Origin of the sequence: Intrasporangium sp., from assembly GCF_051961875.1 — a bacterium.
GTDB lineage: Bacteria > Actinomycetota > Actinomycetes > Actinomycetales > Dermatophilaceae > Intrasporangium_A.
Genome location: NZ_JBQCCV010000249.1, coordinates 24261 through 39687, shown reverse-complemented (window position 1 = coordinate 39687; position 15427 = coordinate 24261). Strand labels below are relative to the sequence as shown.

The 15427-nt window shown below is 69.7% G+C and carries 11 protein-coding genes; 7 read left to right on the top strand and 4 right to left on the bottom strand.

All coding sequences use genetic code 11. The features are described 5' to 3' along the window. The first annotated feature begins 30 nt into the window (after positions 1-30). From ACTHJJ_RS14885 to ACTHJJ_RS14855, 7 genes are all read left to right on the top strand, one after another. Positions 31-2091 carry a prolyl oligopeptidase family serine peptidase gene (locus tag ACTHJJ_RS14885; RefSeq protein WP_440303722.1) on the top strand — a complete coding sequence of 687 codons (2061 nt, stop codon included), beginning with the start codon at positions 31-33 and terminating at the stop codon, positions 2089-2091. Positions 2092-2103: 12 nt separating this feature from the next. Further along, positions 2104-3723: a peptide ABC transporter substrate-binding protein gene (locus tag ACTHJJ_RS14880; protein ID WP_440303721.1), complete on the top strand. Its 1620-nt coding sequence runs from the start codon at positions 2104-2106 to the stop codon at positions 3721-3723. 96 nt (positions 3724-3819) lie between these two features. Next, positions 3820-4749: an ABC transporter permease gene (locus ACTHJJ_RS14875; protein WP_440303720.1), complete on the top strand. Its 930-nt coding sequence runs from the start codon at positions 3820-3822 to the stop codon at positions 4747-4749. Next, complete coding sequence (locus ACTHJJ_RS14870) at positions 4742-5665, top strand: ABC transporter permease (protein ID WP_440303719.1); 924 nt, start codon at positions 4742-4744, stop codon at positions 5663-5665. Before ACTHJJ_RS14875 ends, ACTHJJ_RS14870 begins: the two co-directional genes overlap by 8 nt. Positions 5666-5669: 4 nt before the next feature. Next, positions 5670-6680, top strand: a complete 1011-nt coding sequence (locus tag ACTHJJ_RS14865) for an ABC transporter ATP-binding protein (RefSeq protein WP_440303718.1) — start codon at positions 5670-5672, stop codon at positions 6678-6680. Next, on the top strand, positions 6664-7665 hold the full coding sequence (locus ACTHJJ_RS14860; RefSeq protein WP_440303717.1) for an ABC transporter ATP-binding protein: 1002 nt from the start codon (positions 6664-6666) through the stop codon (positions 7663-7665). Before ACTHJJ_RS14865 ends, ACTHJJ_RS14860 begins: the two co-directional genes overlap by 17 nt. Next, on the top strand, positions 7662-8897 hold the full coding sequence (locus ACTHJJ_RS14855) for an amidohydrolase family protein (protein WP_440303716.1): 1236 nt from the start codon (positions 7662-7664) through the stop codon (positions 8895-8897). Before ACTHJJ_RS14860 ends, ACTHJJ_RS14855 begins: the two co-directional genes overlap by 4 nt. A gap of 247 nt (positions 8898-9144) precedes the next feature. Here the strand turns inward: ACTHJJ_RS14855 and ACTHJJ_RS14850 are convergent, their stop codons facing one another. From ACTHJJ_RS14850 to ACTHJJ_RS14835, 4 genes are all read right to left on the bottom strand, one after another. Beyond that, positions 9145-10494, bottom strand: coding sequence for an IS110 family transposase (locus tag ACTHJJ_RS14850; RefSeq protein ID WP_440303715.1), 1350 nt, complete (start codon positions 10492-10494; stop codon positions 9145-9147). A 726-nt stretch (positions 10495-11220) separates the two neighbouring features. Then, on the bottom strand, positions 11221-11733 hold the full coding sequence (locus ACTHJJ_RS14845) for an N-acetyltransferase family protein (RefSeq protein WP_440303714.1): 513 nt from the start codon (positions 11731-11733) through the stop codon (positions 11221-11223). 32 nt (positions 11734-11765) lie between these two features. Next, positions 11766-15047 (bottom strand): heavy metal translocating P-type ATPase, encoded by a 3282-nt coding sequence (locus tag ACTHJJ_RS14840; RefSeq protein WP_440303713.1) that lies wholly within the window; start codon positions 15045-15047, stop codon positions 11766-11768. Between the two features lie 30 nt (positions 15048-15077). Further along, positions 15078-15311: a heavy-metal-associated domain-containing protein gene (locus ACTHJJ_RS14835; RefSeq protein ID WP_440303712.1), complete on the bottom strand. Its 234-nt coding sequence runs from the start codon at positions 15309-15311 to the stop codon at positions 15078-15080. Positions 15312-15427 lie beyond the last annotated feature (116 nt).

The window sequence follows — 15427 nt, the reverse complement described above, 5'->3', positions numbered from 1 at the left end:
ACCGCGAGCCGATCCAGCGAGGGAGACATCATGGCCGAAACGGCAACCCAGCCGCCCGTCCGGGGCATCGACGACGGGCTCGGGCGTTACGACTGGCTCGAGCACCAGGGCGCGCCCGAGGTCCAGGAGTGGGCTGACCGTCACGACGCCACCTGCCGCGCCTACCTCGACGCAGTGCCGAGCTATGAGCCGACCCGCTCCCGGCTCCGCCGGATCCTGTCCGTGGACAAGCGATGGCTGCCGGAGAGCCGCGGTGGCGTCCGGGTCGACTATCGGCAGGCCGCCGGCGAGCAGCGCCCGTCGCTCTGGATCAGCGACGCCAACGGTGAGCGGTGCATCGTCGAGGCCACCGACATCGACGAGGACGGGCTGTCAGCCGTCGCCGCCGCTTCCCTCTCGCCCGACGGGTCCCTCCTCGCCTGGGGCACCGCGCGCGCCGGGGCCGACTGGGTCACGATCCGCTTCCGCGACACGCGCACCGGCGCGGACCTGCCCGACGTGCTCACCGGGATCAAATGGGCCCAGTTCGCCTGGCTGGGCGCCGACGCAATCGCCTACCTCGCCCTGGCAGATCCTGCGGCTGGCGAGGACCTCCTGGCCGTGAACTCCGAGCCCCGGATCAAGCTGCACCGGTTCGGCAGTGCCCAGACCGAGGACGAGGTGATCTTCGAGCCGACAGACGCGATCTGGGCGCTGCCCCACACCTCGGTGGACGGGCGCTGGCTCATTGTCGAGGAGCAGGTCGGCATCGTCCCGGCTCGCCTGCACGTGCGCCCCGTCGGCCTCAAGGGCCCATGGCAGACCGTCGTCGACGGTCTTGGCCCGATCCACTTCCTCGGGATGATCGGCGAGGAGCTGGTCTGCCTGGACTTCCGCCACAGCCCCAATGGGCAGGTCGTCGCCATTGACCGCCGGGACGGCACCGAGCGTCTCGTCGTCCCCGAGGAGACGACGGCGATTGACCGGTATGGCGCTGAGCTTGCTGGCGATGATGTGGTGACCGTCCGTCATGGGGTGGCGGGCAGCCGCGTCGAGGCGACGTCGCTGGTCGGCGGCGCTACCCGCCTCGTCCTGCACACCGACCAGGCGGTCGTCCACGACATCGCCGCGGTTGAAGGGCAGCCGATCCTCTACCTGTACGTCGAGCGTTGCGACTCCCGGCCGGGTGTCGAGATCATCCAGCACGACCTCGCAGACGGCAGCAGCGAGGTGGTCCACGAGACCCCCGTGCCTGGGTCGGGCGACGCTGTGGTGGAGACGGTGTTCGCGACGAGTGCCGACGGCACACAGGTCCCCATGAGGATCATCCGCCCGGCCGGACCTGCCCCGCGAGGCACCGCGAAGGTTCTGCTCTCGGTCTACGGCGGCTACTCGGTCCCGTTCCTCGTCACCGGATACGCACCATGGCACCGGCCGTGGCTGGAAGCAGGCGGGGTGCTGGCCTATGCCGGCATCCGCGGTGGCGGGGAGTTCGGCGAGGAGTGGCACCTGGCCGCGACCAAGACCGACAAGCAGCGCGGCATCGACGACCTCATCGCCTGCGCCGCCTGGTTCGAGGAGCAGGGCTGGAGCGGCCCCGCCTCGGTGGCACTCAACGGCATGTCCAACGGTGGGCTCATGGTCGGCACTGTCCTGACGCAACGGCCCGACCTGCTCGGTGCGGCAGTGCCGGAGGTGGGCGTGTTCGACATGCTGCGCTTCCACCTCTTCACTGCGGGACACGGCTGGGTTCGCGAGTTCGGCAGCGTCGACGTGCCGGAGGAGCGCGCCGCGCTCGAGGCGTACTCGCCGCTGCATCGCATCACCGGGCGCGGCTACCCGCCCACGCTGGTGCTCACCGCAGACCGCGACGACCGTGTCCCGCCCGGCCCTCACTCCTACCGATTCTTCGCCGCCCTCGCCGACGCACAATGCGGCGAGGGACCAGTCCTCATGCGTGTGGCGCACAACGCCGGACACGCGGCCGGCCGCACCCTGGCCGAGCAGATCGACGAGCGCGCGGCAGTCCTCGCGTTCGCCGCCGAGGCACTCGGACTGCCCGTGCCGCCGAGCACGCCCGAAGCGACCACAGCAGCACTTCACACGCACTGACAAGGACCCAGCATGACTCGTATGACCAAGCCCGGCCTGCGCCTGGCCATCGGCGCCACGGCGGCGGCGTTACTGCTTGCCTCCTGTGGCGGCGGTGCCGGTGGCACCAATACCGCCTCGCCCGGGAGCACCAGCACGGCGGCGTCCGGGGGCTCCTTCTCCGTCGCCAGCAGCGAACCCGACCACCTCACCCCCGGCAACTCCTGGTCGTTCTACCTCGAGTCCCTTATGTTCGTCGGCCCGCTGACGATCGACGCCCAGTCCGGCGAGACCAAGCCGGGCGCCGCCGAGTCCGTCACCTCGAGCGACCAGAAGGTCTGGACGATCAAGCTCAAGCAGGGGCAGACGTTCTCCAACGGCGAGCCGGTCACCGCTCAGAGCTTCGTCTCCGCATGGAACGCCACGGCTCTGGGATCGAACGCCTGGGCTCAGAACTCGAACTTCGCGCTGTTCCAGGGCTATTCCGACCTCAACCCGGCGGAGGGCGAACCGAAGTCCAAGTCCCTCTCGGGCGTCAAGATCGTCGACGAGCACACCATCGAGGTGACGCTCACGAAGCCGTTCGGGCTGTTCCCCTACGTCATCGCGAGCTACGCGTTCGCGCCGCTGCCAAAGGCCGCGTTCGACGACCCGAAGGCGTTCGACTCGGCCCCGATCGGCAACGGCCCCTACCAGATCGAGGGCAAGCACGAGCCGAACAAGCCGATCACCCTGGTGCGAAACAAGTCCTACCAGGGAAACACGGGCAAGGCCGACTCGATCATCTTCAAGCCGTACACGTCCTACAGCACGGCGTACAACGACCTGCTCGCCGGCAACACCGACGTCGTCTACCCCGTTCCGGCCGACCGGCTGGGGGACGCGGAGACGCGACTCAAGGGCCGCACCGCCGTCGCGACGATCCCCAACCTCAACTACTTCGCCTTCCCCTCATGGGACAAGCGGTTCGACGACGTCCGCGTGCGCCAGGCCTTCTCCATGGCCATCGACCGGGACGCTCTGACGAAGTCCATCCTCAAGGGCTCCGGCGAGCCGGCCCGCAGCATCGCGCCCAGCTCGGCCGTCGGCGCCACCGACAACGCCTGCACCGCTTGCGCCTACGACGCGGCCAAGGCCAAGCAGCTGCTCGACGAGGCAGGCGGCTGGAACGGACCAGTCAAGCTCTACGCGACCCAGTACGAGACGAACGACCAGATCCTGCAGGCCGTCGCGAACCAGCTTCGCACCAACCTCGGCATCCAGGACATCTCCTTTGAGACTCCGCCCTACGCCCAGCTCGACGAGAAGGTCAAGGGCAAGAAGGTCGACGGCCCGTTCCTCTACTACTGGGGCGCCTACTTCCCGCACGTCGGCAACTTCCTGCAGCCCTTGCTGACCAAGGACGGCATCGCCAACGACACCGGCTACACCAACACCGAGTTCGAAAAGCTCATCAACCAGGCCGACGGCTCGCCCATCGAGCAGGGCCTGCCGCTCTATGCAGAGGCGGAAAAGCTCGCCTGGCAGGACATGCCCATCGCACCGCTCTACTACGGGCGCTTCACGGCGGCCTGGACCAAGAACGTGACGAACGTCCCCGTCGGCGTCAACGGCCTCGGCGACCTGGGCCAGGTCTCCGTCATCAAGAAGTAACCGCATAGTTCCTGCCCGGTTACAGCCCGGGCGGGACCCAGACCGGTGGGACGGGGCCGCCCCCCCAGCCCCGTCCCACCCCTTCAGGGAGCCGGTGTGAGCCGATACATCCTCAGACGTGTCCTACTGGCGATCCCGGTCGCCCTCGGAGCCACGTTCCTCATCTTCCTCGTCGTCTTCGCGCTGCCGGGCGATCCGATCAAGGCTCTCGCCGGTGGTCAACACGTCCTGTCACCCTCGGTCGAGCAAGCCCTTCGCGCCAGGTACCACCTCGACGACAGCCTCCCGATCCAGTACCTCAAGTACATGAGTGGCCTCCTCCGCGGTGACCTCGGGGAGGACTTCAACGGCCGGTCCGTCTCCACAATCATCGCCGAGAGCTGGCCCGCCACAGCCAAGCTCGGCGTCACCGCCTTCCTCATCGAGATCGTCGTCGGCATCCCCATCGGCATCTGGGCCGGGCTGCGCAAGGGCAAGCCGGTCGACTACCTCGTCCTCGGCGCGACGATCCTCGCGTTCGCGGTGCCGATCTTCGTGATCGGCTACACGACCCAGATCCTCTTCGGAATCAACCTCGGATGGTTCCCGGTCGCCGGGATCGACGACGGATGGCCCACCTCCTACCTGCTGCCCGCGATCGTCCTGGGCATCCTCGGCCTCGCCACCACGGCGCGCCTCATGCGCACCAGCCTCGTCGAAACGCTCTCCGCCGACTTCATCCGCACGGCGGTCGCCAAGGGTCTCCCACGCCGGCGGATCATCGTCAACCACGCGCTGCGCAACTCCCTGATCCCGGTTGTCACCTACCTCGCGATCGACCTCGGAGGCCTTCTCGGCGGCGCGGTCATCATCGAGGGGATCTTCAATATCCCCGGCCTCGGCTTCCAGATCTTCGAGGGCATCAAGGCACAGAACGGCCCCGTCGTCGTCGGCATCTCCACCCTGCTCGTGCTGATCTTCCTCGCCGCCAACCTGCTCGTCGACGTCATCTACGCCGTGCTCGACCCGAGGATCCGCTATGACTGAACCAGCCGCCGTCATCGCCGCCGAAATGGCACCCGAGACAAGTGCGGGCCCTGACGATCGCTCCACGTCCCCGACCCGGCAGATGCTGCGCGACCTCATCACCCGCCCGCGCTTCGCCATACCCGGCTTCCTGGTCCTGGCCCTCATCCTCATGGCCGCCTTCCCAGGACCGATCGCGGGGCTGTTCGGTCACGGCGACCCCTACGACTGCGACCTCAACCGCAGCGGCATCCAGAACGCGCCCGGCCACCCGTTCGGCTTCGACATCCAAGGGTGCGACCTCTACACCCAGGTCGTCCACGGCGCCCGGCCCTCGATCACCATCGCCATCGTCGTCACCGCCTCATCAACCGCCATCGCCATCGCCCTGGGCCTGGTCGCCGGCTACTACGGCGGCATCGTCGACCTCGCCCTCGGCCGAGTCATCGACGTCTTCTACGGCTTCCCCTTCATGGTCGCCGCTATCGTCATCCTCACCGCGCTCGGCTCCCACGGCATCTGGGCCGTCTCCGCAACCCTCGCCGCCTTCTCCTGGCCGACCATGACCCGCCTCATGCGCTCAACAGTCATCGCGACAAAGAACCTCGACTACATCAAGGCCGCCCGCGCCCTCGGCGCCTCCAACGTGCGAATCATGTTCCGCCACATCCTCCCGAACGCATTCGCCCCCGTCCTCGTCCTCGCCAGCCTCACCGTCGGCGGGATCATCGCAGGCGAGGCGAGCCTGACCTATCTCGGCGTGGGCCTGAAAGCCCCCTCGATCTCCTGGGGGGTGCAGCTGAACACCGCACAGAACTACTTCAACAGCAACCCCAACCTGCTGATCTACCCCTCCCTGTTCCTCTGCGTCACAGTCCTCAGCTTCGTGCTGGTCGGCGACGCGGTGCGCGACATCCTCGACCCCAAGAGCCGGTGACGCCATGACCACAGCACCCCAGGGGCCCACCACAGCGCCCGCCCTTCTCGAGATCGACGACCTTGCAGTCGAGTTCCGTGCCCGCGGCGGCAGACGCGTCCCCGCGGTCGACGGCCTCACCCTCAGCGTGAACCCCGGCGAATGCGTCGTCGTACTCGGCGAGTCCGGCTCGGGCAAGAGCGTCACGGCCAAGGCCGCCATGGGCCTGCTCGAACCGACCGCCCACATCACCTCAGGGACGATCCGCCTCTCCGGGCTCAGCCTGCTCGGCAACAACGCCGCGATGCGGCGCGCCCGGGGCGAGCAGATGGCAATGGTCTTCCAGGACTCACTCAGCGCGCTCAACCCCGTCCAGCGAGTGGGAGCTCAGATCGCAGAGATGTTCCGCGTCCACCGTGGGCTCGGCCGCCACCAAGCCTGGGCCCGAGCGGTTGAACTCATGCGCGACGTTGCGATCCCCGACCCAGAGAGACGAGCCAGGGATTACCCGCACCAGATCTCCGGTGGCATGCGCCAGCGCATCGTCATCGCCATGGCGCTCGCCCTCGACCCCCAACTGCTCATCGCCGACGAGCCGACCACCGCGCTCGACGTCACCGTCCAGTCCGGGATCCTCCAGCTGTTCCGGCGACTGACGGACGCCGGCACCGGCCTGCTATTCATCACCCATGACGTTGGTGTCGCAGCCGAGATCGCCGACCACATCGTCGTCATGTACGCCGGCTCAGTCATGGAGAGCGGACCCGCCGAGGACGTGCTCACCTCGCCGAACCACCCCTACACGCGGGCCCTGCTCGCCTCAGTACCTCGCATCGACCAGGCCGGTGCCCGTACGCCCATCCCCGGCGGGCTGCCCGACCCTGCCCACCGACCGGCCGGCTGCCTCTTCGCCCCACGCTGCCCGGTCGTGGTGCCCGAGTGTCGAAACACCCGTCCAGTGCTCGAGCACCAGACCCCCGACCGGCAGGCCGCCTGCCTCAGAGTGGAGGAGCTGCTTCATGTCGACGCCAACTGACGTGCTCGTGAAGGGCACCGGCCTCGTCAAGCACTACCCCGCCCGCGAACCGGGCATCCGCGGCCGCAGACTCGCCATCAAGGCCGTCGACGGCGTCGACATCGAGCTGCGAACGGGGGAGTGCCTCGCCCTCGTCGGCGAGTCCGGCTGCGGAAAGAGCACCCTCGCCTCGCTCCTGACCAACCTCGAGCCCCTCACGAGCGGCATCATCTCGGTCGGCCACGCCCAATGGGGAACCGGCTCCAAGGCAGACCGGCGGCTCCGTCGACGGATCCAGATCGTGCTGCAAGACCCCTACTCGGCCCTCAACCCCCGGATGACGGTCGATGCGATCCTGCGGGAACCGCTCCAGATCCACAGCGACCTCGTGCCAACTTCACACCGCACCGAGCGGGTCGTCGAGCTCCTCGAGATGGTCGGGCTGAACGCGTCCCACCGCCACCGCTACCCCCACGAGTTCTCCGGCGGGCAGCGCCAACGAATCTGCATCGCCCGCGCCCTCGCCGTCGAGCCCGAAGTGCTTGTCTGCGACGAGCCGCTCTCCGCCCTCGACGTCTCGGTCCAGGGCCAGATCCTCGAACTGTTCCGCGACCTACGCGAACGGCTCGGGCTCTCATACGTCTTCATCTCGCACGACCTCGCCGTGGTCCGCAGCATCGCCGACCGCGTCGCCGTCATGTACCTCGGACGCGTCGTCGAGCAGGGACCGACCGAGGCGGTCTACGAGAACCCGAAGCACCCCTACACGCAGGCGTTACTGTCCTCCGCCCCGGTCGCCGACCCCAGCCGCCGGGACGAATCGCGCCGCATCGTCCTGGCCGGCGAGGTACCGAGCCCCGCGAACCCGCCGACCGGGTGCACCTTCCGCACCCGGTGTTGGCGTGCCGTCGAGGCATGCGCCTCGTCCCGGCCACCGCTAGAACCCGTCGGGCCCAGCCACCGCGCCGCCTGCATCCGCGTCCACCTGGCCGGGTCCGAGGAATGAGCGCCGACTCTCGTGGACTCGCCATCATCAACGCGGGAATCTTCGACGGCGAGTCCGCCGAGCTGCTCGACGGGCCGGTCGTCATCCGGGACGGCCACATCGAGAGCATCGGCGCTGCGGCCAGGCCAACTGACAAGATCGTCGACGCCCACGGCGGCATGGTTCTTCCCGGACTCATCGACGCTCACTGCCACCCCTACGGCATCAGCCTCGACATGCTCGACACGGAGGCCAACCACCTCAGCTACGTCGCACTCGTAGCCGGCACCAGGCTGCGCAGCGCCCTGCGGCGAGGCTTCACAACGATCCGCGACGTCGCCGGCGGAGACGCCGGCATCGCCCGCGCGATCCGTGAGGGCTGGCTCACCTCACCGCGCTACCTGTTCACGGGCGCCGCACTGAGCCAGACCGGTGGGCACGGAGACGGCCGTCCCCAGCACTGGCACAGCTGTCCCTGCGACGGACGCAACGTCGAGGTCGTCGACGGCATCGACCCCCTGAGGGTCGCGGTCCGCGAGCGGTTCCGGCAGGGTGCCCACGCGATCAAGATCATGGCCTCCGGAGGCGTGATCTCGCTGACCGACCCCATCCGGATCCCGCAGTACTCAGCGGAGGAGATCCGCGCGGTCACCGACGAGGCGACCCGTCGCGGCAGCTACGTCGCGGCACACGCGTACTCGCCCGAGGCGATCATGCACTCCGTCCGCAACGGGGTGCGCTCGATCGAGCACGGCAACCTGCTGGACGCGTCGTCGGCCGCAGCGATGGTCGAGCATGACGCGTTCCTGGTGCCGACGCTCGCCTGCTACGAGGCGATGAACCGGCGTGGCGAGGAGCTGGGGATGGCCAAGGTTTCCCGGGAGAAGAACCAGGAGGTGCTCGAGGCCGGGCGCGAGGCGATCGAGATCGCGGCCGCGGCAGGCGTGCCGATCGGGTTCGGCACCGACCTGATGGGTGTGCTGGAGGCAGAGCAGCTCAACGGGCTGCGGCTGCAGGCGGAGGTGACCGGAATGCTCGAACTGCTGCGCTCGGCCACCTCCCGCAACGCACGCCTCATCGGCCGGCCCGACCTCGGCCGGGTCATGGCAGGTGGTGTCGCGGATCTGCTGGTCCTACAAGGCAACCCGTTCGAGGACGGCGAGTGCCTGTGGTCGCCGTGCGCGGAACGGACGGTCATCCAGGCCGGACGAGTAGTCCACCACGGAGGCGCAGCCTCTCCTGAGTTGGGTTGAACAGAAGTCACCCGCTCATCAGCGTGAGGCGTTGTACGTCAAGGGGACCGGGGTGCCGGTGGCCCGTCGTCGTCCCTGCATAGCGGTAATGGAGCTTGGTGGCTCGACAGCGTGTGATCGGGTTTGGTGACGACGGGCCGGGGCGGCCCGTGATGAGCGACGAGATACCGGTGGTGGTTCTCAATGCCGCGGAAGGCTCGCCCCGGCCCTGCTGGTGACGCGCGCATGCCTCGCGCGAGGAGCGGTGTCAGGCAACCATGAGCGGCCCCTGGCTCGTGGTGTGCCCGGTGGCCAGGGCCGCGTCCCAGGCTTGGCGGTGCACGACGACGGCGTGCAGCTGACGCAGGATCGCGGCGGCGATGATGGTCTGTGCCTGGGTCGGCTTGAGTTTGTTCTTCTCCCGGGTGGTCAGGTGCCGGTAGCGGGCGGCGTAGACCTTGTTCGTTTGCAGGCATCCCCATACCGCCCGCCAGGCCGCGGTGCGCAGCGGCGGACGACCCGCGCCGGTGAGCCGGGCCTTGCCGGTGAACGTGCCGGACATCCGCTCGCGGGGGGCGAGGCCGGCGTGCTTGACCACGGCACGGGCGGAGGTGAACCGGGACAGGTCTCCGGTCTGGGCCAGGATCGCCGCGGCGCCGACCGCGGATAGGCCGGGGATGGTGGTGACCAGGTCGGTCAGCTCCAGCTCGTTCAGCACGGCCACCATCCGGGCCTCGACCTCGGCCTGCTGGGCGCGGGCGGTGTCACAGTCGTCCAGGACCCACTCGGCGCGTTCCAGCGCGCCGCGCCGGTGCTCGAGGACGCCCGCGCTACTGGAGGCGGCCGCGAACACCTGCCGCACGATCCGCAGGCACGGCCGGGCCTTGCCGCGCCGGGTCACTTCGGCGTGGACCCGGCGCTCGAACCGGGCCGCCCCGAGGCGCCGGGTGCGAGACAGGTCGCCACCGTCGCGGCGCAGCACCACGGTCAGCGCCGCGACCCAGGTGACGGACTTGAACGGGTGCGCGGCCGCGGACAGGACGGCGGGCCAGACACATTCGAGCAGGTCGCGCAGCTGCTGCACGCACGCCACATGCTCGTCCAGCAGCTGTTCCCGGCGGGCACCCAGGTGCCGCAGCCGGCCCCACGTCTCGTCGACCGGTTCGGGCAGGTAGCAGCGCAGCTGCGCCGTCAGCCGGGCGATCAGGACCGCGTCCTTGTCGTCGGTCTTGTCGAACGTCAGGTCCTCGCTCTTGCGTGCCCACGAGGAGAGCGTCGGCTGCACGCACACGAAGCTCATCGCGCGGTCGGCCGCCAGCTGGCCCAGGATGCGCCACCGGTGCCCGGTCGGCTCGCACGCGACCGTCACCCCAGCGAACCCGTTGCCGCTGGCACGCCCGACGGCCCAGTCCAGCGCGGCCCCCAGGTCCCAGGCCTTGCACCGGAACGTGCGCCGGGCCAGCACCCGCGAGTCGTGGTCGCACACCACGAGCATCTGCTTGCGATCGGCCAGATCGATCCCGACGATCGCGTTCGTGACCGGCACCGCCGCGCGCAGCCGAGCCAGCCGTGCGTTCCGGTTCCGATCTCCCCGCGAGACCCCACTACCGTGAGACATGGACGTCCTCCTTCTGCGATGGGAAACCAAGCCCGACAAGCGCATCAGGAGGACGTTCCCAACGCCAGACCCCAACGCTTAAAGACGTTCCTATGCAGGTGGTGAACTTCTTGAATGGGGGGCCCCGAGCACGGCACAGCCGCCATGGTGACCGGCGGGTCCAGTGGCAGGGTTACGCACCAACCTCCCACCCGTGAGCGAATCCCCCGCATTTACATGGGCTCCGCCCACCGTAGGTCCGGGCGGATACGCGGTCACATGCGCAGACGGCTCCCTCTCCCGTGCGGGCGGCAAGCAGGGAGCCTGCTCACACCACGGTGGAGTTCGGTAGGCACGGGCGAGGCGTCGCAGGCTCGCCTTCGACCCGGCCAGCGAGTCGAGCGGTGGTAGCTGGCCGCCTTCAGGCGCGCGCCGACCTGATCCGCGACGATGCGACAGCAGCGCGCGGCCGCCCAGCAGAGTCACGACCCCCACCGGTGCGCCGATCCGTTTCCGCACCCGCGCGATAGGGCGATAGGGCGAGCAACTCGACGGGCTGCGGCTCCAGGAGGAGGTAACGGGGGGTAGCGATTGTGCATGATGAAAGCTGAATGAGCCCCGTGACGCCGAAGTTCAAGGGTTCAAACAGTGCCCCCGCTACCAATCGCGTCGCAGCGCCACGCGGCCCCCCCACACTCAGTGTGGGGGCCACGTGCGTTTCCGGACGGGGGAGGCGCGACCAGCCGATCAGTGCCCCTGCGCGGCGCCGCTCCGGACCACGTCGGCGTAGCCGGTTGGGTCCCAACCGGCGACGACCTTGTGTCTGAGGCCCGCGCCCAAGCGCTGGTAGAACCGTTGCGCGGCCAGGTTGTCGGGCTCCACGCCCCAGGTGATCTTGAGCCGGTCGGGTTCGGCATGACGCGAAGCCAGGGTGGCCATGAGGGCCCGCCCGACCCCCGCGTTGCGGGCCTCCTCGCGGACGTAGAGGTCGTCGAGGGCGATGACGTCCCGGTCGCTCCACAGGTGCAGGCGACGGATCGCCGACACGTACCCGAGGTCTCGACCATCCCGGCTCGCGAGGAGGACGATGACGTCGGGTCGGGCGAGCACGTCCGCCCACCGCGCGCTGGTGACGGTCACGTGCTCCGACTGCCCCTCGTGGGCCGCGATCTCGCGGACCATCTCCATCACGCTCTCGGCATCGGTGGGCGCGGCGCGTCGGACGACGACCTCGAGGGTCGGTGCTGTTGCTGGGGTCATGGCTGGTCTCCTGGTCCTTTTGATCGCAACGGTCACTGTGCGGCGGGGCACAGCGGTTGGGTGCACCGCGCGTCGACGGTGAACGGGACGGTGATGACTTCGCCGGAGTCGAGTCGGAACTGGCCCCAGACCTGGTAGAGCCCAGGCGTCGGGAAGCCCGCGTGCACCGTCAGGTCGGGCCCGAAGCGCTGGCCGGGCAGGGCGAAGACGGGGGTGCCGTCCTGGTCCCGGACGTCGGCGTGCGCGTGGGTGAAGATCTGCCCGTCGGCTCGCATGATCACGACATGGCCGGCGGCGGCCAGGTAAGGCTGCAACGACGTGATCGGCGCACCGGTTGCAGCGTCGCGGAGGTGGAAGTGCAGGTCGCTCGTTCCGCCCGCGTGGATCTCACCGTCCAGAGTGACCTGCACCCCGGCCACGACGCGGGTGCGGGTGCTCGCGCTCAGGACGGTCCGGGCGGGGGAGGGGCCGGCGACGTGAACGACGGCGCGGTCGTGCAGGTCACCCATCTCGCCACGCCGGCGGAACTCGGTGTTGACGACATAGTCACCACTGGTCGGGAACACGATGGTCGTCGCGAGCTCGCCCGGACGTCCGGTGGGCTCGGGGTGGACGTGCGCGAAGGTGCCAAGATCGGCGCGGGTCGCGATGAGGTGCATCCAGACCTCATGGCTCCGGGAGAGGTCGGTGACCCTGCCGCCGGTGCCGTCCGTCAGGATGACAGTGACGGGGACCGGCACGCCGGGCCTGGCCGTGGCAGGGATGGTGACGGCGACGTCGACGCCCGCCTCCGACGCCTCGATCGGCTCGATGTCGGCGGTCATCATCGTGCTCATGGCCGGACGCATCGGCATCCCCGCACGCTGCGTCCACGCGAGCACGCCGTTCATGCCCCGCTCGGCGGTCTCGGTCCGGCTCGCCCACGTGAACGCGGTACCGACCGCGAGCGCCGTGACGGCCACGCCGGCCAGGTAGGCGTACTGCCCGAGCCGGCGCCGGAGCGGTGGGTGCAAGATCTCGCCCGTACTCGAGGGCCTGCGGAACGAGCGCAGCCGCAGCGCGTTCGTGACGACGCTGACGGAGCTCATCGCCATCGCGGCCGAGGCGAGGACGGGGTCCAGCAGGATGCCGTGGCCGGGCCACAGGGCTCCGGCCGCGACCGGGATGAGCAGGGCGTTGTAGAGGAACGCCCACGCCAGCCCCTGCTTGATCGTGGTGACCGTGCGGCGTGACAGGGCGATGGCGGCGACGATGCCGCGCAGGTCGCCGCTGATGAGCGTCACGTCGGAGGCGGCGATGGCGACGTCCGTGCCCGTCCCGACGGCGATGCCGAGGTCGGCCTGGGCCAGGGCGGGCGCGTCGTTGATGCCATCACCGCACATCGCGACGACCTGGCCTGCGGCCTGCAGGGCCTGCACTGCCTCGGCCTTCTGGGAAGGGAGCACGTCGGCGATCACGTGGTCGATGCCGACCTGGCGGGCGACCGCGCGGGCGGTCGCCTCCGTGTCCCCGGTGAGCATCCAGACGTCCAGCCCGAGCGCGGTGAGCTGTCGGACCGCCTCCACCGACTCGGGTCGCACCGTGTCTGCGATGGTCACCAGGCCGGCCGGCTCGCCGTCCACCGCGACGAAGACCGGGGTCTGTCCCTGGCCGGAGGCTTCCTCGGCCGCGGCCGACAGGGCCGAGATGTCAACGTCCGCGGCGGCCATGCAGGCCCGGTTGCCGACGCGGACGCGGCGGGCCCCCACGGTGGCGTCGATGCCGTGGCCAGGGACGGCGACGAACCGGTCCGGTTGCGGCACTGGGAGGTTCCGTTCGCGTGCCGCGGCCACGATCGCCGTGCCGACCGGGTGCTCGCTGCCGATCTCGGCGGCTGCGACCAGCGCGAGCAGCTCATCCGGCTCCCAACCGCCGACGGGGATGAGGCCGGCCATAGCGGGTCGGCCGGTGGTGATGGTGCCGGTCTTGTCGAGCACGATGGCGGTGAGCCGCTGTGCCTGTTCCAGTGCCTCGCCGTTACCGATGAGGATGCCGTGCTCTGCGGCCTTGCCCGTGCCGACCATGACGGCCGTCGGAGTGGCGAGGCCGAGGGCGCAGGGGCACGCGATGATCAACACCGCGATCGTCGTGCTGATGGCCATCGTCATGCGGGTGTCGGCGGGTCCGAACAGGGCCCAGGCCGTGAAGGTCAGTGCGGCCGCCACGAGGACGGCGGGAATGAAGATCGCCGAGATCCGGTCGGCGAGCCGCTGCATCGGCACCTTCGACCCCTGGGCGTCCTCGACCATGCGGACGATCTGGGCGAGGGTGCTGTCGGCCCCCACGGCGGTGACGCGGACGAGCAGCGATCCCGTGCCGTTCAGGGTCGCCCCGATCACCACGTCCCCGGGAGCCTTGCCGACGGGCATCGGCTCACCGGTCAGCATCGACTCGTCGATGCTGGACCTGCCCTCGACGACGACGCCGTCGAGAGGCACCTTCTCGCCCGGACGCACCCGGACCACGTCACCGACCGTCACCTCGGAGAGGGGAACGTCACGCTCGTCGCCGTCCACGACGACGCGGGCGGTGGCTGGCGCGAGCCCCAGCAGGGCGGTGACCGCCGCGGCGGTCCGCTTCTTGGCGCGGGCCTCGAGCCAGCGGCCGAGCAGGACGAGCGCGATGATCACCAGGGAGGTCTCGAAGTACACGTGCAGCGGTAGGCCCCAGGACTCTGCCGCGCCCGGCCACAGTGTGACGAACGCGCTGTACCCGTAGGCAATCCCGGTGCCCAGGGCGACGAGGGTGTTCATGTTGGTGGCCCGGTGCCGCGCGGCTGCCCACGCTGCCGCGTAGAACTGGCGGCCGGCCCAGAACTGCACGACCGTGGCGACCACGAGGATTGCCGGCATCAGCCAGTCCATGGCGTCGATCGGCACCGGAAGGTACATGACCGCCATCAGGGCGAGCCCGGTGGTCAGGGCCACCTGCCACTTGCGTTTCAGGTCAGCGAGGTGGGAGTCCCCTTCCGGTGCCGCGTCGGTGAGAGGTCCCGGCCGCTCGGGTGAGGGGCCCTGCCCGGACGTCTCCGGGGTGGCTCGCACGGAGCCGGTGTAGCCGGCCCGCTCGACGGCGTCGATCAGCTGGGAGACGTCGACCGCAACGGGGTCGTAGCTGACGGTAGCGACCTCCGTGGCGAGGTTGACCTCCGCGGACGTGATCCCGGGGACCCGCCGCAGCGCCTTCTCGACACGACCGACGCACGATGCACAGGTCATGCCGCCGATGTCGAGGGCGCAGGAGACCGCGGGGGTCGAGGACGAGGTGATGGTCATGATGTGCTCCTGGACGGGTGAGCGGAGGGGCTACTGCTGGAGGTCGTGGCCGGCGTCGTAGATGGCGGCGCGGATCGCTTTGTGATCGACCGGGACGGTGGCGTCGACGGCCAGACGCCCGGTGGTGAGGTCGACGGCGACGGCCTGGACCCCGTCGACCTTGCCGACTTCGCTGAACAAGGCGCCGCGGCACCGATCGCAGGCGTGGCCGGTGATCCGGTAGTGGACGGTCGTGACACCGGCTGCCGGGTGGGCTGCGCTCATGGCGTGCTCCTTGGTCGACTCGGGGGAGTTCGGGTGGGTGAGGACCACGGTGGCGGCCCGGAGGGGTCGCTCACACCGGCGGAACCGCCGGGTTGCGCCGGCCCGGGCGCGCGGGC

What these genes read in the sequence shown, in the direction of transcription:
- ACTHJJ_RS14885 (WP_440303722.1), top strand. Translation starts at nt 31, where the DNA reads ATGGCCGAAACGGCAACCCAGCCGCCCGTCCGGGGCATCGACGACGGG.
- ACTHJJ_RS14880 (WP_440303721.1), top strand. Translation starts at nt 2,104, where the DNA reads ATGACTCGTATGACCAAGCCCGGCCTGCGCCTGGCCATCGGCGCCACG.
- ACTHJJ_RS14870 (WP_440303719.1), top strand. Translation starts at nt 4,742, where the DNA reads ATGACTGAACCAGCCGCCGTCATCGCCGCCGAAATGGCACCCGAGACA.
- ACTHJJ_RS14865 (WP_440303718.1), top strand. Translation starts at nt 5,670, where the DNA reads ATGACCACAGCACCCCAGGGGCCCACCACAGCGCCCGCCCTTCTCGAG.
- ACTHJJ_RS14860 (WP_440303717.1), top strand. Translation starts at nt 6,664, where the DNA reads ATGTCGACGCCAACTGACGTGCTCGTGAAGGGCACCGGCCTCGTCAAG.
- ACTHJJ_RS14855 (WP_440303716.1), top strand. Translation starts at nt 7,662, where the DNA reads ATGAGCGCCGACTCTCGTGGACTCGCCATCATCAACGCGGGAATCTTC.
- ACTHJJ_RS14850 (WP_440303715.1), bottom strand. Translation starts at nt 10,494, where the DNA reads ATGTCTCACGGTAGTGGGGTCTCGCGGGGAGATCGGAACCGGAACGCA.
- ACTHJJ_RS14845 (WP_440303714.1), bottom strand. Translation starts at nt 11,733, where the DNA reads ATGACCCCAGCAACAGCACCGACCCTCGAGGTCGTCGTCCGACGCGCC.
- ACTHJJ_RS14840 (WP_440303713.1), bottom strand. Translation starts at nt 15,047, where the DNA reads ATGACCATCACCTCGTCCTCGACCCCCGCGGTCTCCTGCGCCCTCGAC.
- ACTHJJ_RS14835 (WP_440303712.1), bottom strand. Translation starts at nt 15,311, where the DNA reads ATGAGCGCAGCCCACCCGGCAGCCGGTGTCACGACCGTCCACTACCGG.